The following is an 18,088-nucleotide window of genomic DNA, read 5'->3' as shown; positions in this document are numbered from 1 at the left end:
GGCGCCTCCACGATCTTCAGTTGCTCGGATTGTCAATCAGGATGTGGCTTTCGTCCAGATCTTCTGACAGATTTCATCAGAACAATATTCGGAGTGAAGAAAAACTCCATTCCCGCCGGTCGGGGGTCTCAGACGCGGGTCATGGTGGAGGGGTAGCCGCCCCCTCCGGGGTAGACCCACTCGCCGGTGACGGTGGTGTCGTCGGCGCTGAACGTGCCCTGGTAGTACGCCGGACTGCCCTTCGCGCCGCCCCAGATGGTCAGCGTGTCGCCGGCCAGCTCGTAGACATAGTCGAGGGTGTTGCCGGCCGAGTCGTAGAACCGCGACACCACGTCCACGCCGGTCGGCTCGCCGAAGGGGCGCAGGTTGCCGATCACTTCCAGGCCGGTGACCGGCTCGCCGAACTGGGTGAGCTCAACGTGCTGGAGCAGGAAGAAGCGGCCGGGCATCCACTCGTAGCGCACCGTTCCCTCGGCGCCCCCAGTGACCGCCCAGGTGCCGACCAGGCGGTCCAGGGACTGCAGTTCGCTGCCCGGCTGAATGGTCTCAGACATCTCGTCCTCCTTGGTGAGTGCTTGCCGATACCTCGGAGGCGACCGCCGATCCTCGACACCCGTGACATGTGGCTTAGATCACATGACAGCCATGTCGAGATTCCCGGTCCGGCCCCGAGGTACCGGCAGACCACCCACCGAGGAGGAACTCATGGCCACCGTCGGCACCCCCGCCGTCCGCCGCGTGCCCGGCAACATGCTGCTCGCCGGCGTGGCGCCGGCCGCGGGAGCCGTCGCCTTCACCTGGACGACCGTCCAGGCACTGTTCCCGCGCCGTTCGGCCTGACCCCGGGTACCGTCTGCCCAAGCACGATCGAGAACAGGATCCACCCGTGAAGTATCTGCTGCTCAGCTACACACCGTCCGCCGCCTGGGACGCCGCGACCGCCGACACCCCGTCCGAGGAGGCGATGGCCGCGTTCGCCGCCTACCAGGAGTTCGAGCGCGAACTGATCGAGACAGGCGAGTTCGTCGGCAGCGAAGGCCTCGGCCACCCTGCGGTCAGCACCACGGTCCGCCGGACGCCGGGCGGCGTGGTGGCGACCGACGGGCCGTTCGCCGAGCTCAAAGAGGTCCTGGCCAGCTTCGCCGTGATCGACGTGGCCGACCACGAGCGGGCAGTCGAGATCGTCTCGCGGATCGTCGAGGTGCTGGGTGAGCCGATCGAGATCCGGCCGATCATGGGCGAGGACTTCACGGCATGACCGATGGCACCGCGCGGCGCCCGGAAGCGGAGAGCTCGCTCGAGGTGGAGCCGGACATGACCGCGGAGGTCGAGCACCTGTTGCGCGTGGAGGCTCCGCAGGTGCTCGGCGCGTTGGCGCGACGCTTCGGCCAGTTCGACATCGCCGAGGACGCGGTGCAGGAGGCGCTGCTCGCCGCGAGCCGGGCGTGGCCGGTCGACGGCGTGCCGGAGAACCCGCGCAGCTGGCTGATCCGAATCGGCTACCGGCGAATGGTCGACCTGCTCCGCTCCGACCAGGCCCGGCGCAGGCGGGAGCAGGAAGCCGGGATGGCCGAGCTGGCCATGCGGGAGCCGGCCCGCCAGGCGCGCCCCTCGCAGGAGACCGACGACACCCTCACCCTGCTGCTGCTCTGCTGCCACCCCGCGCTGAGCGCCACCTCCCAGGTGGCGCTCACGCTGCGCGCCGTGGGCGGCCTGACGACCGGCGAGATCGCGCACGCCTACGGGACGGCCGAGAACACCATGGGCACGCGGATCAGCCGGGCCAAGCAGCAACTGGCCCGCGCCGGCGCCCGTTTCACCCCGCCGACCGACGCAGACCGGGACAGCCGGATTGCCGCCGTGATGCAGGTGCTCTACCTGATCTTCAACGAGGGCTACACGGCCTCCGCCGGCGACCACCTCTCCCGGATCGACCTGACCCGCGAATCGATCCGGCTGACCCGGATGCTCCGCGACTCCCTGCCCGGCGACGCCGAGGTGACCGGCCTGCTCGCGCTGATGCTGCTCACCGAATCGCGGCGTGGAGCCCGTACCGGCGCGGACGACGAGCTCGTGCCGCTGGACGAGCAGGACCGGACGCAGTGGGACCCTGAGCTGATCCGCGAGGGCACCGAGCTGATCGACAGCGTCTGGAGCGGGCGCGAGGTGGGCCCGTACCAGTTGCAGGCGGCGATCGCGGCCGTGCACGCCGCGGCTCCGTCGCCGGAGCGGACGGACTGGCCGCAGATCGCGGTGCTGTACCTGTGGCTCGAACGGCTCAACCCGACCGCGCCGGTGCGGCTCAGCCGGGTGGTGGCGGTCGCCAAGGCCTACGGGCCGGCCCGCGGGCTGGCACTGCTCGACGACCTCAACCGGCGCCATCGGCTGGATCAGGACCCACTGACCCGGCAGCGAGAACGCGCGGTGCGCGCCCACCTCCTCCAGATGACCGGCGACGCGGCCGGCGCGGCGACGCTGTACCGCGAGGCGGCGGCCTTGACGGACAACCAGGTCGAGCGGCGCTACCTCGCCGGCAGGGCCGATCGCTCGACGTCCGCGGTCACAGGTGCGTCGGCAGCGGGTAGGCGGCCGGACTGACCCGCTTGACGATCTCGTCCAGCACGATCCGGACGTACGGCTCCCCCACCCACAGGTGCTTGGCCCCGTCCACCCCGATCACCTCGGCCTTCGGCACCCGCGCGAACCGCTCCCGCGCCTCCTCCGGCCGCAGGTAGTCGTCGAACTCCGGCACCAGCACCGTCAGCGGCCGGCCGAAGCGCGCCCACGCGTCGAGGTCGTCGTCCTTGGCGCGGTGCAGCGGCGGCGAGAGCAGGATCGCCCCCTCCACCAGCGGGTCGTGCGCCCACTTCAGGGCCAGCTCCGTGCCGAACGACCAGCCGACCACCCACACGCGGGGCAGGTCGTGGTACTCGGCGTACTCCAGGGCGGCGGCCACGTCGAAGCGCTCGCCCTCGCCGCCGTCGAAGGCCCCCTGCGACGTGCCGCGCTCGGAGGACGTGCCGCGCGTGTTGAAGCGCAGCACCGCGAGGTCGGCGAGCGCGGGCAGCCGGTTGGCCGCCTTCTTGAAGACGTGGCTGTCCATGAAGCCGCCGTGGGTGGGCAGCGGGTGCAGGGTGACCAGCGTGGCCACCGGGGGGCGGTCGAGGGGCTGGGCCAGCTCCCCGACGAGGGTCAGGCCGTCGCCGGTGTGCAGCTCGATCGGCTCACGCCTGGCCGGCAGCTCGGTGCCCGCGCGGATCTCCACTTCGGTCCCTTCGAGAGTTCGTGCGCCTGCGGTTCGTCTGCGTGCGGAGGGGGTCAGTAGCGGCTGCGGCCCGGACCGCGGTCGAGCCGCTTGCGCCAGCACGCCGTGTGCCAGTGTCGCCGCTCCTCGTCGCCGCCGGGCCAGTTCGGCCAGCTCACCACGTGCGGCTTGCCGCCGGGGATCTCCTGGTCGCAGCCCGGGCAACGGTAGCTCTTGCCGGACGACCCGCCGGTGAGCATGCGCACCTTCCACTCGCCGTCAGGCCATTCCTCGACGCGGTCCATGCCCCGGGGGAAGCCGGCAGGGCGGGGCGGGGGCTCCCTGCGGCGGGCTCTGCGCGGGCTCATGTCATCCCGGCCACCCAGATGGGGAGTGCCGTCGCTCCCACGCTGTCGAACGCCATGCGTCCAGTTTTCCAGAGCCGCTAAGGTGGACCGTCATGCGGTTGGTCATCGCGCGATGCAGCGTGGATTACATCGGACGGCTCACGGCGCACCTGCCGATGGCTCCCCGGCTCGTTCTCATCAAGGCGGACGGCAGCGTGTCCATCCACGCCGACGACCGTGCCTTCAAGCCTCTCAACTGGATGAACCCGCCGTGCAAGCTCAAGGAGGACGGCGGCACCTGGACGGTCACCCACGGAAAGACCGGCGAGAAGCTGGTGCTGACCATGGAGGAGATCCTCCACGACTCCAGCCACGAGCTGGGCGTCGACCCGGGCCTGATCAAGGACGGCGTCGAGGCGCACCTGCAGGAGCTGCTGGCCGAGCACATCACGACGCTCGGCGACGGCTACTCGCTCATCCGCCGCGAGTACATGACGGCGATCGGCCCGGTCGACATCCTGTGCCGTGACGCGGGCGGCGCGACCGTGGCGGTCGAGATCAAGCGGCGCGGCGAGATCGACGGCGTCGAGCAGCTCACCCGCTACCTGGAGCTGCTCAACCGCGATCCGCTGCTCGCGCCGGTGCGCGGCGTGTTCGCCGCCCAGGAGATCAAGCCGCAGGCGCGCGTGCTGGCCGCCGACCGGGGCATCGACTGTGTCACCCTCGACTACGCCGCGCTGCGCGGCATCGAGCCGGAGAACCCCACCCTCTTCTGACGCTTTCTCCAGGGGCGCGAGTTCGCCTGCCCGAGGTCATCGCCCCGGGCAGCGTTTCGTGCTGCCCGGCGTGAGCCTCACCTCGTTCGCCCGCGAGCCCGAAGGGCTTGAGCGGCTGATCAGGATTGTCACGTTCTTGCACGGCCGACGTAAGAGGCAAACTCCGCGCCCTTTCCCAAAGCGGATCATCCGTCCATAATTGTGTGCTCTGGGGGCCACGATCATGTTGGACGGGTGGAATGTGAACCGGTCTTACCGGGGAATGTCAGCCGAGCAAAGGCTGGCAGACAGACGCGAGCGGCTGATGACGGCCGCGTACACGCTATACGCGAAGCCGGGTTTCGCGGCGACGACCATCGAAAGACTGTGCTCGGAGGCGCGGATCTCCAACCGCGCCTTCTACGAATGTTTCGGGGGACGCGAGGAGCTGCTTCAGGCACTGCACGAGCGCTGCGTGGAGGAGACCCTCTCCTACGTGGCCAAGGTCCTGCAGGAGGCCCCGCACAGCCTGGAGGGCAAGGTGGAGGCCGGGATCCGCGCGTATATCGAATTCGCCACGGCGGACTGGCGGCGGGCCCGCATCATGCATCTTGAGGTGCGCCGGTCGGGTGACGTTCTGACGGCCTCGCGGCAACGCGCGGTCGACGCGTTCGCCCGGCTGATCGAGGAGGCGTCGGCCGAATTCCCGGTGAGCGGCGGCCTCAATCGACGGCTCGTGGCGCTGGGTGCCATTGGAGCGCTACAAGAGTTGCTCATCGAATGGATCCTCGCGAGCCCTTCGCCGGACATCGGCGAACTCGTCGAGGTTGCCTCGCACATCTTCCGCAGATCGCTCGGTGACTCGTGAAGCGTTGATTACGGATTGTGCTTATTTTGTGGTGCGAGACGGGGATAAAACACCCCCGCCAATCGGTATTTAGGCTGTTGCTTTTTCGCGAACGCCGGTTTCCGGACACGAAGAGAGCGGGCTACGGCATCGTCGTCGCCCGCTCCGCCATGAGCCGCCGGCCTGTCAGGCCACCGCGGCTTCCTCCGCCTCGACGCGCAGGACCCGGTTCAGCCGGGTCACCGCGAGGACGCGCATGATCCTCGGCGGCACTCCCCGGAGGACGAGGCGGCGCTCCCCGGCGGATGCGCGCCGATGCGTGCCCACGAGAACTCCCAGGCCGGTGGCGTCGATCATCTCCAGCTTGGACAGGTCGAGGATCAGGTCTCCCTCACCGGAGTCCACCGCGTCGTGCAGCCGGGCGCGGACCCCGGCCGACGTTCCGGCGTCGAGCCGGGCGCCGATCTGCACCACCTGGGCCTTCGGGTTGCCCCGGACTCGCATGCCACCTCCTCATTCACACCGCGCGACCGCACGCGATGCCGGCTTACCCTGTGGCAGGGCGTTCGGGAGGGCCGAAACTCCCTCCAGTTCTTTACCCCTACCCAGGAATCGGCAGTGACACGACCGCTTTGAGAATGAAGTGCCCGTCTGTCCCATAGCGGGCCGTGATCTCGCCGCCCAGCGACACCATCCGCTCCCGCATCCCGTGCAGCCCGTGCCCCGTCTCGCCGTCCGGCTGCCGGGTCTGCGCGCCGTCGTTGCGCACCTCCAGCTCGGCCCGCTCGGCGGTGAAGCTCAGCGTGATCGCGCAGAACGTCGCCGCGCTGTGCTTGAGCACGTTCGTGACGGCCTCCCGCACGGCGTAGGCGAACACCGCCGCCACCTCCTCCGGCGGCTCTCGGTACGGCAGGCGCAGCTCGCACCGGACGCCGGCCGCCTCCAGCACGCCCCGCACGCTGGCCAGCTCAGCGCCGAGGTCGAGCCGCCGGTAACCGCGCACCGCCTCGCGCAGCTCGCGCAGGGCCGTACGGGTCAGGCCGTTCACCGCGGCCATCTCGTCGCGGGCCGCCCCCACGTCGACATCGGACAGGCGCACGGCCAGCGCGGTCTTGACGGCGATGGCCGAGAGCCGGTGGCCGACGAGATCGTGCAGGTCCCGGGCGAAGCGCAGCCGCTCCTCGGCGACGGCCAGCCGGGCGTGCGCCTCCATGCCCTCATGGGCCCGCACGGCCAGCCGGTAGATCCACATCCAGAGCCGGTTGGACACGACCGAGGCCGCGCACAGCACCACGTACATGAAGGTGTTGCTGACGACCAAGGGGCCGAGCCAGTCCTGTCCCCCCGTCTCCGGCATGCCCAGCACGTACCCCCACCCGGCCATCACCAGGGCGACGCTCAGCGCGACGCCCAGGGTCATCGTGCCCGCGGCCAGCGCGACCGCCCACCGGCGCGGGATGCCGACGGCGGCGATGGAGAGCCAGACCGCCAGCGCCATCCCCGCCCCGAACGCCTGCGCCCCGCCGGCCACCGCCACGACCACGGCCAGGGCGCCGGCCGCCACGACCTGCCGCACCGGGTACCGCGACTCGATCACCGCGTTCACCAGGCGCAGGTAGAGCCCGCTGAACGCGGCGACGGCGACCACTCCCACGACGAGCACCGGCCACGGCAGGTCGCGCCTGCCGGCCTCGGCCACGTACGACAGCGCCACCCCGCCCCACAGCAGCCCGAGGAACGAGATCAGCATCCACCAGCACAGGCGGCGCGCCTGCGCGATCTCCCCCACCTACGCCCGCGCTACTTCGCGCGCAGCACGTCGCCGAGCCGGACCCGGGCGCCGGTGCGCAGGACGGCCCGCTCGTAGACCCGCGCGCCGAGGGCGAGCACGGCCACCACGGCCGCCGCCATGAGCGCGAGCGCCAGCCCGACCTGCCACAGCGGCACCTCGGCGGCTGCCGTCCGCACCGGCATCACCATCGAGGAGAACGGGGGGATCATCGACATCACGGTGGCCAGGGTGCCGGTCGGCTCCGCGGTCGCGTAGAAGGCGACGCCGTAGGTCACCATGATGAGCATCGTCAGCGGCGACATCACGTTGCCGACCTCCTCCTGGCGGGAGACCAGCGAGGCCAGCGCGGCGGCCAGCGTCGCGAAGAACGCGTAGCCGAGGACGAACCAGACGACGACGCCGGCCACGATGCCCGGCATGCCGGGCGGGAAGTCCGTCGCCACCCCGGAGCCGACGGCCGCGGCGACGCCCACCACGAGGATCGTGACCAGGTTGACCAGCCCGAGCACGCCCAGGCCGAGGATCTTGCCGCCGAGCAGTTGCCAGGGGCGGATCGAGGTCAGCAGGATCTCCACGATCCGGCTCCCCTTCTCCTCCACCACGCCCATCCCGACCATCGTCGCCTGGCCGATCAGCAGCATGAACAGCACGAGCACCAGCACCACGGCAATGCCCGTGCGGGCGGCCTGGTAACGGGTGTCGGCGCCGACCGACTCCATCTGCAGCGGCGCGATCCGCACCCCGGAGGCTCCGAGCTTCACCTCGCGGTTCGTGCTCTGCAGGAGCACACCGAGCTCCTGGTCGATCTCGCCGTCCGTGAGCACCTTGGCGTCGCCGACGAGCACCGCGTCCACGTCGCCGCCGAGCAGCGCCTTCCTGGCGGCCGCCTCGTCGGGGAACGCCTTCCAGGCGAACTCCGACTCCGGCGCCGCCGCCTCCAGCGGCAGCCGCTGCGCGTTCACGGTGCCCAGCGTGTACGAGTCGGGGCCGCCCATCAGCTTGGGCGCGAACGCGGCGGCGCCCACCAGCACCGCGGTGACGAGCAGGCTGACGAGGAACGCCCTGGTCCTGATCCGGGTGGTGATCTCCCGGCGCGCCACCAGTGTCAGCCCGTTCATGCCACGGCCTCCTTGAAGATCTCGGTGAGGGTCGGCTGCTCGACCCCGAAGTGCTCGACCTGCCCCGCCTTCATGGCCCGGCGCAGGATCTCCTGGTCGCCGTCCCGGTCGCGGCCGGCGGCTGCGTTCACGAGCAGGACGTGCCGCCCGTCCTGGACGCTCAGCTCGCCGGGCAGGCCGTCGGCCCAGCCCGGAGCCGGGTCGCGCACCACGACGCGCAGCGTGCCGCCCTCGGCGGCCCGCAGGCCGGTGACCGTTCCGCTCGCCACCATCCGGCCGGACGACACGATGCCGACCGAGTCGCACAGCCGCTCGACCAGGTCGAGCTGGTGGCTGGAGAAGATCACCGGCACGCCGCCCCGGCAGCGCTCCTGCAGCGCCGTGGCCAGCGTGTCGACCGCCAGCGGGTCAAGCCCGGAGAACGGCTCGTCGAGGATCAGCACCTCGGGGTCGTGCACCAGCGCGACCGCGAGCTGCACGCGCTGCTGGTTGCCCAGCGACAGGCCCTCCACGGCGTCGTCGCGCCGCTCGCCCAGGCCCAGCCGCTCGATCAGCGCGGCCGTGGCCTCGGCGGCCCGCGCGCCGCTCAGGCCGTGCAGGCGGCCGAAGTACTCGATCTGCTCGGCCACGCGCATCTTCTGGTACAGCCCGCGCTCCTCCGGCATGTAGCCGAACCGGCGCCGGTCCTCGTACGCCAGCGGGCGGCCCTGCCAGCTCACCGAGCCGCCGTCGGCCTGGAGCACGCCCATGACGATCCGCATCGTCGTCGTCTTGCCGGCACCGTTCGCGCCGACGAACCCGAACATCTCACCCGGCCGCACGGCGAAACCGATCCCGTCCAGGGCCAGCTTGCCCTCCGGCGAGCCGGGGCCGCCCGCGAAGCGCTTACGCAGCTCGCTGATCTCGAGCATCAGGTCCTCTCCTTCGTCATGAGGCAATGGTGCCGTCTGCGGCATTCGCCCTGGTAGTCGGAGAAATCATGGCTCCCACATGCGCCCCGCGTCCCTTCTCGATGACATTTGTCATTACGCTGACCCCATGACGCGCTCGGACAAGGACAAGCCGGTCGTCCTCTCCCGCATCTACACCCGCACCGGCGACGACGGCACCACTGCGCTCAACGACATGAGCCGCGTCCCCAAGACCGACTCGCGGCTGGCCGCCTACGCCGACGTCGAGGAGGCCAACGCCCACCTCGGGGTGGCGCTGTCCCACGGCACGCTCCCGGCCGAGGTGGCGGACGTGCTGTCACGCGTGCAGAACGAGCTGTTCGACCTGGGTGCCGACCTCGCCACGCCGGTCGTCGCCGAACCGGAGTTCCCGCCGCTACGGGTCGAGCAGACGTACGTGGACCGGCTGGAGGAGCTCTGCGACCGGTTCAACGAGCCGCTGACGGCGTTGCGCAGCTTCATCCTGCCCGGCGGCGACCCGGCGACGGCCGCGCTGCACGTGGCCCGCGTGACGGTACGCCGCGCCGAGCGCACCACCTGGGGCGCGCTGGAGGCGCACGACGACATGAACCCGCTCACGGCGGCCTACCTGAACCGCCTGTCGGACCTGCTGTTCATCCTCTGCCGCGTCGCTCACGCGGGCGACGAGATCCTCTGGAAGCCGGGCGCCACCCGCTAGTCGCGGTTGTGGGTGGTCAGGCGTGAACCGCTCGGACGGGTGCGGCGGGCCGTCACGGCGGCCGGCCCCGTGCGGGTCAGAGGCCGTCTCCCTGGAGGCCGTCAACCCCGTGCGGTGGGTGGCGGGTGGGGTGGCTGTGCCGTAACCCTGGAAAAGATCAGGCGACGTCCAGGTACGCGCTGGGAGGGGCCGACTCCAGCCAGGCCAGAAACCCGGTCAGGGCGTCGGCGCTCATGGCCAGCGAGATGTCCCGCGTGGAGCCGCCGCAGTCGATCGCGTACAGCCCGTTGTCCAGCTCGCGACGGGAGGAAACGACGAGGCCGCGCCTCGCGATCGCGTGGCGCGGCCTCAGTCGCAGACCTATGAGCGGGATCCAGTGGAGCTCCCCGTCGGCGTAGCGGGCTACCCCGCCGCGCCAGCCGTGGTCGGCTACCCGCAGCCGACAGGGGACGCTGCCGCGCGAGCGGGCCAGCGTGAAGCCGCGCAGGACCACCAGGGCGGCGACCAGTAGCACGCAGATGAATACCGTTGCCACCAATGCCGCCCCCTAGCTTGAGTTCTTCAGACCTCTTCGCCTGCGGCGCGCAGCCGGGCCCTGGCACGCTGGGCCTCGACCGCCGCGTCGGCGTCCTCCTGGTTGGCCTCGATCGAGGCCTGCGCCCGCTCCAGCGCGTCACGCGCGGCGGCGACGTCGACCTCGGAACCGAGCTCGGCCACCTCGGCGAGCACGGACACCTCGTCGTCGGCCACGGAGATGAACCCGCCGTGGACGGCCGCGACCAGCTCGCCTTCCTCACGCTTGACGCGCAGCACGCCGCCCTCGACGAGGACACCGAGCACGGGTGCGTGTTGCGGCATAATACCGATCTCGCCGTCCACGGTCTTGGCAATCACCATGTCGGCCTCGCCCGACCAGATCTCACGCTCGGGTGAGACAACCCCTACGCGTAGCTTGGCCACTTGTGCAGGTTCCTTTCCGATCAGGTGGTGGCGCGGCCTCAGCCGCACCACCACCGTATCTCCGGACGGGCCGCGCCCGCCCTATGGCCGGGGCGACTAGCGCTCGAGTTCCTTCGCCTTGGCGATGGCCTGGTCGATGCCGCCGACCATGAAGAAGGCCTGCTCGGGCAGGTGGTCGTACTCGCCGGCGCACAGGCCCTTGAACGAGGCGATCGTCTCGTCCAGCGGCACGGTCTCGCCCGGCTGGCCGGTGAAGGCCTCGGCCGCGTACATCGGGTGCGACAGGAAGCGCTCGATGCGGCGGGCCCGCTGGACGGTGACCTTGTCCTCCTCGGAGAGCTCGTCGATACCGAGGATGGCGATGATGTCCTGCAGCTCGCGGTACTTCTGCAGGATCCGCTTGGTCTCCTGGGCCACCCGGTAGTGCTCCTCGCCCACGATCTGCGGGTCGAGGATCCGGGAGGAGGAGTCCAGCGGGTCCACCGCCGGGTAGATGCCCTTCTCCGAGATCGGCCGGGACAGAACGGTCTGCGCGTCGAGGTGCGCGAACGCGTTGTGCGGGGCCGGGTCGGTGATGTCGTCGGCGGGCACGTAGATCGCCTGCATGGAGGTGATCGAGTGACCGCGCGTCGAGGTGATGCGCTCCTGGAGGACACCCATCTCGTCGGCCAGCGTCGGCTGGTAACCCACGGCGGACGGCATACGGCCGAGCAGCGTGGAGACCTCGGAACCGGCCTGCGTGAAGCGGAAGATGTTGTCGATGAAGAGCAGCACGTCCTGCTTCTGGACGTCGCGGAAGTACTCGGCCATCGTCAGGGCCGACAGGGCGACCCGCAGACGGGTGCCCGGCGGCTCGTCCATCTGACCGAACACCAGCGCGGTGTCCTTGAGGACGTCGGCCTCCTCCATCTCCAGCCAGAGGTCGTTGCCCTCACGGGTGCGCTCGCCCACACCGGCGAAGCACGAGGTGCCACCGAAGTTACGGGCGACGCGGCGGATCATCTCCTGGATCAGAACGGTCTTGCCGACACCGGCGCCACCGAACAGACCGATCTTGCCACCCTGCACGTACGGGGTGAGCAGGTCGATGACCTTGATGCCGGTGACGAGCAGCTCGGTACGGGACTCGAGCTGGTCGAAGGCCGGCGACGGACGGTGGATGCCCCAACGCTCAGTGATCTTGAGCGAGGAGGTCGGCACGTCGAGCGTCTCGCCCAGCGCGTTCCACACGTGGCCCTTGACGACGTCGCCGACGGGCACCGAGATGGGCGCGCCGGTGTCGGTCACGGCGTGGCCGCGGACCAGACCGTCGGTGGGCTGCATGGAGATGGCCCGGACGACGTTGTCGCCCAGGTGCTGGGCGACCTCGAGGGTCAGGGTCTTGGTCTCGCCGCCGAGGGTCACCTCGACCTTGAGCGCGTTGTACATCTCGGGCATCGCCTCGACGGGGAACTCCACATCGACGACGGCGCCGGTGACACGAGCCACCCGGCCGGTGCCGCCCGCGGCACTCTCTACAGTCTCAACAGCCTCTGCAGTCATTTCACTCTTTCCCGGCTGCGGCGTCAGCCAGCGCGTTGGCGCCACCGACGATCTCGCTGATTTCCTGGGTGATCTCGGCCTGGCGAGCCTGGTTCATCTGCTGGGTCAGCACCCGCATCAGCTCGTTGGCGTTGTCGGTCGCGGACTTCATGGCGCGCCGCCGCGCGGCCTCCTCGGAGGCCGCCGACTGCAGCAGCGCCGTGAAGATACGGGACTCCACGTAGCGCGGCAGCAGCGACTCCAGCACGTCGCCCGCGGTCGGCTCGAACTCGAAGTACGGCGGGATCGTGGTGGACTCGGTCGCCTCGGTCTCCTCGACCTCCAGCGGCAGAACCCGCTTGACCACGACGTTCTGCGCCAGCATCGAGACGAACTCGGTCGACACGATGTGGATCTCGTCGATGCCGTTCTCGTCCTTGAACGAGTCGATCAGCATCGAGGCGATCTCCTTGGCGTCGGCGTAGGCCGGCTTACGGGAGAAGCCGACCCAGCTGCCGCCCATCTCGCGGTTGCGGAAGGTGTGCCAGGTGACACCCTTGCGCCCGGTGACGAACGGCGTCACGGTCAGCCCGCGGCTCTCCAGCAGACCGCGCAGGGCCTCGGCCTCGCGCAGCACGTTGGCGTTGAAGCCGCCGCAGAACCCGCTGTCGCTGGTGACGATGAGGACGCCCGCCCTGGCGGGGTTGTCCTTCGCCACGGTCAGCGGATGGTCGACGCTGGCCGCGTTGCTGACGACGCCGGTGACGGCGCGAGTGATCTCACGCTCGTACGGGATCGCCGCCTGCATCCGCTGCTGCGCCCTCACGATCCGTGAAGAGGCGATGAGCTCCTGGGCGCGCGTGATCTTGGCGGTCGACTTGACCGAGGTGATCCGCCGCCTCAGCAGCCTTAGCTGGGCACCCATGGCCTACTTCTTCTCCGCCGGGCGGACGACCTTCTGGATCTTCTCCTGGCCGACCTCGTCGGCGCCGAGCGGCGCCACCGGCTCGTCCTTGACCAGCAGCTCACCGGAGGAGGTGGTGAAGCCCTTCTTGAACTCCGTGATGGCGTCCTTCAGAGCGGTCACCGTGTCGTCCGACAGCTCCTTGGTCTCGCGGATGGCGTCGAAGACGCCCTTGCGCGAACTCTGGAGGTAGTCCAGGAACTCGGCCTCGAAGCGGCGCACGTCCTCGGCCGGCACCTCGTCGAGCTCACCGGTGGTGCCGGACCACACCGACACGACCTGCTTCTCCACGGGGAACGGAGAGTACTGCGGCTGCTTGAGCAGCTCGACCAGCCGCTGACCGCGGTCCAGCTGGGCGCGGGAGGCGGCGTCGAGGTCGGAGGCGAACGCGGCGAACGCCTCCAGGTCGCGGTACTGCGACAGCGACAGCTTCAGCGTGCCGGCGACCTTCCGCATGGCCTTGATCTGCGCCGAGCCGCCGACTCGGGAGACCGAGATGCCGACGTTGATGGCGGGACGGACACCGGCGTTGAACAGGTCCGTCTCAAGGAAGCACTGACCGTCGGTGATGGAGATGACGTTGGTCGGGATGAACGCCGAGACGTCGTTGCCCTTCGTCTCGATGATCGGCAGACCGGTCATCGAGCCGCCGCCCATGTCGGCGGAGAGCTTGGCGCATCGCTCCAGCAGACGGGAGTGGAGGTAGAACACGTCGCCCGGGAAGGCCTCACGGCCCGGCGGGCGGCGCAGCAGCAGGGAGACGGCGCGGTAGGCGTCGGCCTGCTTGGTCAGGTCGTCGAAGACGATCAGGACGTGCTTGCCCTGGTACATCCAGTGCTGGCCGATGGCCGAGCCGGTATAGGGGGCGAGGTACTTGTAACCGGCCGGGTCGGAGGCCGGCGAGGCGACGATGGTGGTGTACTCCATCGCGCCCGCCTCCTCCAGGCGGGCCTTGACCTGCGCGATCGTCGAGCCCTTCTGGCCGACCGCGACGTAGACGCAGCGGACCTGTTTCGTCGGGTCGCCGGTCGCCCAGTTCTCGCGCTGGTTGAGGATGGTGTCGACGGCGATCGCGGTCTTGCCCGTGCCGCGGTCGCCGATGATGAGCTGGCGCTGGCCGCGGCCGATCGGCGTCATGGCGTCGATCGCCTTGATGCCGGTCTGCAGCGGCTCCTTCACCGGCTGCCGCTGGACGACGGACGGGGCCTGGAGCTCGAGGGCGCGAACGCCCTCGGCCTCGATGGCGCCCTTGCCGTCGAGCGGGTTGCCCAGGGGGTCGACCACGCGGCCGAGGAAGCCGTCGCCGACCGGCACGGACAGGACCTCGCCCGTCCGGCGGACCGTCTGGCCCTCCTCGATCTTGCTGAAGTCGCCCAGGATGACGACACCGATCTCACGGGTGTCGAGGTTCAGGGCCAGACCGCGCGTGCCGTCCTCGAACTCCAGCAGTTCGTTCGCCATCGCCGAGGGAAGGCCGGAGACATGGGCGATGCCGTCGCCACAGTCGACGACGGTCCCGATCTCCTCGCGCGCGGCGCCTTCCGGTTCGTACGCCTGGACGAAGCGCTCAAGCGCGTCCCGGATCTCGTCCGGCCGGATCGTAAGCTCCGCCATCTCTACTCTGTCTCCCTCTTCGCCTAGCCGGCCAACCGGCGGCGGACTTCTTCGATTCGTCCCACAATGGTGGTGTCGATGATCTCGTCGCCGATGCGGACCGAGAAGCCACCGAGCACTCGCGGATCCACCTCGACGTTCAGGTGCACGTCGCGGCCGTAGGAGGTGCGCAGCCACGTCGCCAGGCGCTGCTTCTGCTCGTCGGTCAGCTCGACGGCGCTGCGCACCACCGCGACATAGCGCTGGCGCTGCTGTGCGACAAGCTGGCCGAACTCCTCCAGACCTGCTTCCAGGCTACGTCCTCGCGGGTGGACTGCCACCTGCGTGATGAGGCGCAGGCTCGTCACCGCCGCCTTGCCGCCGAGCAGGTCGCTCAGCAGCTGCCGCTTGCCCTCCTCCGGGGCGTCGCCGGCGGCGAGCGCCCGGCGCAGGGCGGGGTTGGCGGCGACCACGCGGCCGAAGCGGAAGAGCTCGTCCTCCACCTCGTCGAGCGTGCCCTGGCTCTCGGCCTCCGCGGCGGCGGCGACGACGCCGAGCCGCTCGAGGACGTCGGCGAGGTCACTCGCGCGCGACCATCTGGCCGACACAGCGGCCTCGGTGGTGGCGAGCGCGGCCTCGCCGACCTTGCCCGCGAGCAGGGCCCGCACGGAGCCGGCCTTGATCTCCGCCGACCTGGAGGGGTCGGACAAGGCGCGGCGCAGGCCGTGCTCGCGGTCGAGCAGATCGGCGATCGCGAACAGCTCGTCGGAGAGCGCGCCGAGGTCGGCGCTGCCGGCGACCGCGTTGAAGCGCTCCTCGACCTCTGCCAGCGAGCTTCTGCTCAGGCCTCTCATTAGCGCACCGCCTGCGCGCTGGAGCTCTCGAGCTCGTCGAGGAACCGGTCGACGGTGCGACGCTGCCGGGCCTCGTCCTCGAGGGACTCGCCCACGATGCGGCTGGCCAGGTCGGTGGACAGGCGACCGATCTCGGCGCGGAGCTGGGCGAACGCCTGCTGGCGGTCGGCCTCGATCTGCGCGTGCGCGGCCTCGATGAGGCGGCGGGCCTCGGCCTGCGCCTCCTCACGGAGCTCCGTCTTGATCTGGGCGGCCTGCTCGCGAGCCTCCTCGCGCAGCCGGGCCGCCTCCTGCCTGGCCTCGGCCAGCTGGTCGCGGTACTGCTGCTGCAGTGCCTGCGCCTCGGCCTGGGCCTCCTCCGCCCGCTTGATGCCGCCCTCGATCGCGTCGGTGCGCTCGGCCAGCGTCTTCTGGATACGCGGGACGAGCATCCGGCCTACGACGAAGAAAACGACGGCGAACGCGAAGATACCGACGACAAGCTCATAGGTATGCGGGATGAGGGGGTTGGCCGCCCCCTCCTCCGCGAGGAGCGTAGCTGCCATGGTCATGGATGCAGCCTTTCGTCAGGGTTTCTTCTGGTCTTTAGATGTTCGCGAAGATGAACGGCGCGACCAGACCGATCAGGGCGAGGGCCTCGGTGAGGACGAAGCCGAGGAGCATGTTCTGGCGGATCAGGCCGTAAGCCTCGGGCTGGCGCGCGATGGCCTGCACGCCCTGACCGAAGATGATGCCCACGCCGATGCCGGGGCCGATGGCGGCGAGACCGTAACCGATGGCGGTGACGTTGCCGGCAACCTCAGCGAGAACGCTCATTGCTGTTTTCCTTTACTGGACGGCCGGTGAAGCGGAGTATCACCGGTCATGGATATTCCGGTAGTGGTTCTCAGTGCTCTGCGTGCAGCGCGCCGCCGATGTACATCGCGGCCAGCATGGCGAAGAGGAACGCCTGCAGGAACTGGATGAACATCTCGAAGCCGGTGAGGATGATGGTCATGACCACGCCGACGACGCCGACGGGGGCGCCGAGGGGGGTCAGCTTCTCGAACAGGAACCAGAAGCCCACCATGCTGAAGAAGGCGAGCAGCATGTGACCGGCGAACATGTTGGCGAACAGTCGCACCGCGTGCGTGAAGGGTGCGATGATCATGTTCGACAGGAACTCGATCGGGGCCAGCAGCAGGTAGATCGGCTTGGGCAGACCCGGCGGGAACATCATGTTCTTGAAGTAGCCGACGCCGCCCTGGTGCTTCATGCCCAGGTAGACCTTGAGCACGTAGATCGTGATCGCGAGGACGGCCGGGAAGGCGATGTGCGAGGCGACGGGGAACTGCAGCACGGGGATGACGCCCATGAGGTTCCAGACCAGCACCAGGAAGAACACGCTGACCAGCAGGCCCATCCAGCGGTCGGCGTCCTTGCCCAGGAAGGGCCGCGCGACCTGGTCGCGGACGAACATGTAGCCGTACTCGACGACGTTCTGGACGCCCCTCGGTACGATCTTGGGGCTGGCGAAGGCAGCCCAGCAGAGGCCGATCACGAAGATCGAGCTGATGATGGCGAGCAGCACCGGCTTGGTGAACCAGTCGACCCCGGGAATGATGGGGGGCAACTCGAACAGCGAGCCAGGCGTCGGCGCTCCGAACTGATCGCCCGGTGATGCCAGGACCGTCAGCGCACTCACGCGGCGTTCCCTTCAACGTCGTAATGGATCACAGGAGTTTCCTCGGCGAGTCGGTCGCCGCACAGAGTCAGCGACCGTGTCGCCGGTAGACCGCGTAGCCGGCGAGCACCAACCCAAGGACGATGCCTATGGGGAAGAACGCGGACATGTCGAGCCAGCGGTCCAGCAACCACCCGATGCCCCCGTAGACCGCCATCCCGGCGAGAAGATAGCTGGGGACCGCCCACATGGCGTCGGCGAAGTCGCGACCGTCTGACTCCGGCCGGCGTTCCTTTTCGCTCATCGCGCGCCCGACGATAGCAGGCGCAGAGAGGACTAGTCATATCGGACCCGCCCGGTGACCGGCTCCATCAGTCGCCCTTCCCGGGGACCTTGGCCTCGGGGTCCACGTACAGCATCTTGGTCTTCATGAAGGCGCGGACCTCGAAGGCCGTCCAGACGATCGTGCAGACCACCACGGACCAGGCGAACGCCTTGGGATTCCACGCGTCGGTGTCGCCGAAGGCGGAGAGCATCGCCATGACGGCGACCACCTTGACGAGATAGCTGACCATCGCGGCGATGGCCATGATCTGGGGGGAGACCTTTGCGGCATAGCTCACGGCTACCACGCTGACGCTGAAGAAAACCCCGACCAGCAGAGTGCCGACGACCGCGCCGAACATCCCCTTGCCGCCGGCGACCACGAGGGCCACGACCGCGACGATCGCTCCCGCCCCGAGGGTGGGAATCGCGGCGGTCTTGAGGACGCGCACGTCGTTGGCCTGCATCGGTGCTCCA

General features: G+C 69.6%; 24 protein-coding genes. 6 read left to right on the top strand and 18 right to left on the bottom strand.

The window, feature by feature from the left end; all coding sequences use genetic code 11:
- Window positions 1-128: 128 nt before the first annotated feature.
- Window positions 129-554 carry a hypothetical protein gene (locus AB0H64_RS20155; RefSeq protein WP_357626411.1) on the bottom strand — a complete coding sequence of 142 codons (426 nt, stop codon included), beginning with the start codon at window positions 552-554 and terminating at the stop codon, window positions 129-131.
- 151 nt (window positions 555-705) lie between these two features.
- On the opposite strand from AB0H64_RS20155, the gene AB0H64_RS20150 reads away from it, so the two are divergent.
- The 3 genes from AB0H64_RS20150 to AB0H64_RS20140 are packed head-to-tail and all read left to right on the top strand — an operon-like array spanning window position 706 to window position 2,598.
- Complete coding sequence (locus tag AB0H64_RS20150) at window positions 706-840, top strand: hypothetical protein (RefSeq protein ID WP_357626409.1); 135 nt, start codon at window positions 706-708, stop codon at window positions 838-840.
- Window positions 841-886: 46 nt separating this feature from the next.
- Entirely contained in the window at window positions 887-1,258 is a 372-nt protein-coding gene (locus AB0H64_RS20145; RefSeq protein ID WP_357626406.1) for a YciI family protein, read from the top strand.
- Window positions 1,255-2,598: a sigma-70 family RNA polymerase sigma factor gene (locus AB0H64_RS20140; protein WP_357626404.1), complete on the top strand. Its 1,344-nt coding sequence runs from the start codon at window positions 1,255-1,257 to the stop codon at window positions 2,596-2,598. Before AB0H64_RS20145 ends, AB0H64_RS20140 begins: the two co-directional genes overlap by 4 nt.
- Here AB0H64_RS20140 and AB0H64_RS20135 read toward each other — a convergent pair.
- On the bottom strand, window positions 2,561-3,265 hold the full coding sequence (locus AB0H64_RS20135) for an alpha/beta fold hydrolase (RefSeq protein ID WP_357626402.1): 705 nt from the start codon (window positions 3,263-3,265) through the stop codon (window positions 2,561-2,563). The two genes, AB0H64_RS20140 and AB0H64_RS20135, sit on opposite strands and share 38 nt — an antisense overlap.
- Before the next feature lie 53 nt (window positions 3,266-3,318).
- Entirely contained in the window at window positions 3,319-3,612 is a 294-nt protein-coding gene (locus AB0H64_RS20130; protein WP_357626399.1) for an ATP/GTP-binding protein, read from the bottom strand.
- A gap of 92 nt (window positions 3,613-3,704) precedes the next feature.
- Between AB0H64_RS20130 and nucS the strand changes: the two genes are divergently transcribed.
- Both nucS and AB0H64_RS20120 read left to right on the top strand, forming a co-directional pair.
- Window positions 3,705-4,367, top strand: coding sequence for an endonuclease NucS (gene nucS / locus AB0H64_RS20125; protein ID WP_310710599.1), 663 nt, complete (start codon window positions 3,705-3,707; stop codon window positions 4,365-4,367).
- A gap of 304 nt (window positions 4,368-4,671) precedes the next feature.
- The gene (locus AB0H64_RS20120; RefSeq protein WP_357626396.1) at window positions 4,672-5,214 is read left to right on the top strand and encodes a TetR/AcrR family transcriptional regulator; all 543 of its coding nucleotides are present in this window, start codon (window positions 4,672-4,674) and stop codon (window positions 5,212-5,214) included.
- Between the two features lie 165 nt (window positions 5,215-5,379).
- On the opposite strand, the gene AB0H64_RS20115 is transcribed toward AB0H64_RS20120, so the two are convergent.
- From AB0H64_RS20115 to AB0H64_RS20100, 4 genes are all read right to left on the bottom strand, one after another.
- Window positions 5,380-5,697, bottom strand: coding sequence for an STAS domain-containing protein (locus AB0H64_RS20115; RefSeq protein ID WP_310710597.1), 318 nt, complete (start codon window positions 5,695-5,697; stop codon window positions 5,380-5,382).
- Window positions 5,698-5,794: 97 nt separating this feature from the next.
- A complete protein-coding gene (locus AB0H64_RS20110) occupies window positions 5,795-6,982 on the bottom strand; it encodes a histidine kinase (protein WP_357626394.1) in 1,188 nt (395 codons plus the stop codon).
- Between the two features lie 11 nt (window positions 6,983-6,993).
- Window positions 6,994-8,103, bottom strand: a complete 1,110-nt coding sequence (locus AB0H64_RS20105) for an ABC transporter permease (RefSeq protein ID WP_357626392.1) — start codon at window positions 8,101-8,103, stop codon at window positions 6,994-6,996.
- On the bottom strand, window positions 8,100-9,014 hold the full coding sequence (locus AB0H64_RS20100; protein WP_357626390.1) for an ATP-binding cassette domain-containing protein: 915 nt from the start codon (window positions 9,012-9,014) through the stop codon (window positions 8,100-8,102). The genes AB0H64_RS20105 and AB0H64_RS20100 overlap by 4 nt, the downstream gene beginning before the upstream one ends.
- A gap of 127 nt (window positions 9,015-9,141) precedes the next feature.
- Between AB0H64_RS20100 and AB0H64_RS20095 the strand changes: the two genes are divergently transcribed.
- On the top strand, window positions 9,142-9,732 hold the full coding sequence (locus AB0H64_RS20095; protein WP_357626387.1) for a cob(I)yrinic acid a,c-diamide adenosyltransferase: 591 nt from the start codon (window positions 9,142-9,144) through the stop codon (window positions 9,730-9,732).
- Between the two features lie 157 nt (window positions 9,733-9,889).
- Here the strand turns inward: AB0H64_RS20095 and AB0H64_RS20090 are convergent, their stop codons facing one another.
- The 11 genes from AB0H64_RS20090 to AB0H64_RS20040 all read right to left on the bottom strand — a co-directional run bounded on the left by AB0H64_RS20090 (window position 9,890) and on the right by AB0H64_RS20040 (window position 18,078).
- A complete protein-coding gene (locus AB0H64_RS20090) occupies window positions 9,890-10,267 on the bottom strand; it encodes a DUF2550 domain-containing protein (RefSeq protein WP_357626384.1) in 378 nt (125 codons plus the stop codon).
- A 26-nt stretch (window positions 10,268-10,293) separates the two neighbouring features.
- The gene (locus tag AB0H64_RS20085; RefSeq protein ID WP_357626381.1) at window positions 10,294-10,692 is read right to left on the bottom strand and encodes a F0F1 ATP synthase subunit epsilon; all 399 of its coding nucleotides are present in this window, start codon (window positions 10,690-10,692) and stop codon (window positions 10,294-10,296) included.
- A gap of 96 nt (window positions 10,693-10,788) precedes the next feature.
- A complete protein-coding gene (atpD, locus tag AB0H64_RS20080) occupies window positions 10,789-12,234 on the bottom strand; it encodes a F0F1 ATP synthase subunit beta (RefSeq protein ID WP_357626378.1) in 1,446 nt (481 codons plus the stop codon).
- Between the two features lies 1 nt (window position 12,235).
- Window positions 12,236-13,138, bottom strand: a complete 903-nt coding sequence (locus AB0H64_RS20075) for a F0F1 ATP synthase subunit gamma (RefSeq protein WP_357626376.1) — start codon at window positions 13,136-13,138, stop codon at window positions 12,236-12,238.
- A gap of 3 nt (window positions 13,139-13,141) precedes the next feature.
- Window positions 13,142-14,791, bottom strand: coding sequence for a F0F1 ATP synthase subunit alpha (gene atpA / locus AB0H64_RS20070; protein ID WP_357626373.1), 1,650 nt, complete (start codon window positions 14,789-14,791; stop codon window positions 13,142-13,144).
- A 23-nt stretch (window positions 14,792-14,814) separates the two neighbouring features.
- Complete coding sequence (locus AB0H64_RS20065; RefSeq protein WP_357626371.1) at window positions 14,815-15,624, bottom strand: F0F1 ATP synthase subunit delta; 810 nt, start codon at window positions 15,622-15,624, stop codon at window positions 14,815-14,817.
- Window positions 15,624-16,169, bottom strand: a complete 546-nt coding sequence (locus tag AB0H64_RS20060) for a F0F1 ATP synthase subunit B (RefSeq protein WP_357626666.1) — start codon at window positions 16,167-16,169, stop codon at window positions 15,624-15,626. The genes AB0H64_RS20065 and AB0H64_RS20060 overlap by 1 nt, the downstream gene beginning before the upstream one ends.
- A 40-nt stretch (window positions 16,170-16,209) precedes the next feature.
- The gene (gene atpE / locus AB0H64_RS20055; RefSeq protein WP_357626368.1) at window positions 16,210-16,440 is read right to left on the bottom strand and encodes an ATP synthase F0 subunit C; all 231 of its coding nucleotides are present in this window, start codon (window positions 16,438-16,440) and stop codon (window positions 16,210-16,212) included.
- Window positions 16,441-16,510: 70 nt separating this feature from the next.
- Window positions 16,511-17,308, bottom strand: coding sequence for a F0F1 ATP synthase subunit A (atpB, locus tag AB0H64_RS20050; protein WP_357626365.1), 798 nt, complete (start codon window positions 17,306-17,308; stop codon window positions 16,511-16,513).
- Window positions 17,309-17,375: 67 nt separating this feature from the next.
- Complete coding sequence (locus AB0H64_RS20045) at window positions 17,376-17,591, bottom strand: AtpZ/AtpI family protein (protein WP_357626363.1); 216 nt, start codon at window positions 17,589-17,591, stop codon at window positions 17,376-17,378.
- Window positions 17,592-17,658: 67 nt separating this feature from the next.
- Entirely contained in the window at window positions 17,659-18,078 is a 420-nt protein-coding gene (locus AB0H64_RS20040) for a hypothetical protein (RefSeq protein WP_357626361.1), read from the bottom strand.
- Between the last annotated feature and the right edge of the window lie 10 nt (window positions 18,079-18,088).

The organism is Nonomuraea sp. NPDC050733 (assembly GCF_040654215.1).
GTDB lineage: Bacteria > Actinomycetota > Actinomycetes > Streptosporangiales > Streptosporangiaceae > Nonomuraea.
The sequence above is the reverse complement of the archived record's forward strand: the minus strand, read 5'-3'. Positions and strand labels throughout refer to the sequence as shown.

Excerpts from the sequence above, each read along its gene's own strand:
- AB0H64_RS20040 (WP_357626361.1), bottom strand. The coding sequence starts at position 18,078 with ATGCAGGCCAACGACGTGCGCGTCCTCAAGACCGCCGCGATTCCCACC.
- atpE (WP_357626368.1), bottom strand. The coding sequence starts at position 16,440 with ATGAGCGTTCTCGCTGAGGTTGCCGGCAACGTCACCGCCATCGGTTAC.
- AB0H64_RS20065 (WP_357626371.1), bottom strand. The coding sequence starts at position 15,624 with ATGAGAGGCCTGAGCAGAAGCTCGCTGGCAGAGGTCGAGGAGCGCTTC.
- AB0H64_RS20095 (WP_357626387.1), top strand. The coding sequence starts at position 9,142 with ATGACGCGCTCGGACAAGGACAAGCCGGTCGTCCTCTCCCGCATCTAC.
- AB0H64_RS20105 (WP_357626392.1), bottom strand. The coding sequence starts at position 8,103 with ATGAACGGGCTGACACTGGTGGCGCGCCGGGAGATCACCACCCGGATC.
- AB0H64_RS20130 (WP_357626399.1), bottom strand. The coding sequence starts at position 3,612 with ATGAGCCCGCGCAGAGCCCGCCGCAGGGAGCCCCCGCCCCGCCCTGCC.
- AB0H64_RS20100 (WP_357626390.1), bottom strand. The coding sequence starts at position 9,014 with ATGCTCGAGATCAGCGAGCTGCGTAAGCGCTTCGCGGGCGGCCCCGGC.
- atpA (WP_357626373.1), bottom strand. The coding sequence starts at position 14,791 with ATGGCGGAGCTTACGATCCGGCCGGACGAGATCCGGGACGCGCTTGAG.
- AB0H64_RS20060 (WP_357626666.1), bottom strand. The coding sequence starts at position 16,169 with ATGGCAGCTACGCTCCTCGCGGAGGAGGGGGCGGCCAACCCCCTCATC.
- atpD (WP_357626378.1), bottom strand. The coding sequence starts at position 12,234 with ATGACTGCAGAGGCTGTTGAGACTGTAGAGAGTGCCGCGGGCGGCACC.
- AB0H64_RS20115 (WP_310710597.1), bottom strand. The coding sequence starts at position 5,697 with ATGCGAGTCCGGGGCAACCCGAAGGCCCAGGTGGTGCAGATCGGCGCC.
- AB0H64_RS20120 (WP_357626396.1), top strand. The coding sequence starts at position 4,672 with ATGACGGCCGCGTACACGCTATACGCGAAGCCGGGTTTCGCGGCGACG.
- AB0H64_RS20140 (WP_357626404.1), top strand. The coding sequence starts at position 1,255 with ATGACCGATGGCACCGCGCGGCGCCCGGAAGCGGAGAGCTCGCTCGAG.
- AB0H64_RS20075 (WP_357626376.1), bottom strand. The coding sequence starts at position 13,138 with ATGGGTGCCCAGCTAAGGCTGCTGAGGCGGCGGATCACCTCGGTCAAG.
- AB0H64_RS20150 (WP_357626409.1), top strand. The coding sequence starts at position 706 with ATGGCCACCGTCGGCACCCCCGCCGTCCGCCGCGTGCCCGGCAACATG.
- nucS (WP_310710599.1), top strand. The coding sequence starts at position 3,705 with ATGCGGTTGGTCATCGCGCGATGCAGCGTGGATTACATCGGACGGCTC.
- AB0H64_RS20045 (WP_357626363.1), bottom strand. The coding sequence starts at position 17,591 with ATGAGCGAAAAGGAACGCCGGCCGGAGTCAGACGGTCGCGACTTCGCC.
- AB0H64_RS20155 (WP_357626411.1), bottom strand. The coding sequence starts at position 554 with ATGTCTGAGACCATTCAGCCGGGCAGCGAACTGCAGTCCCTGGACCGC.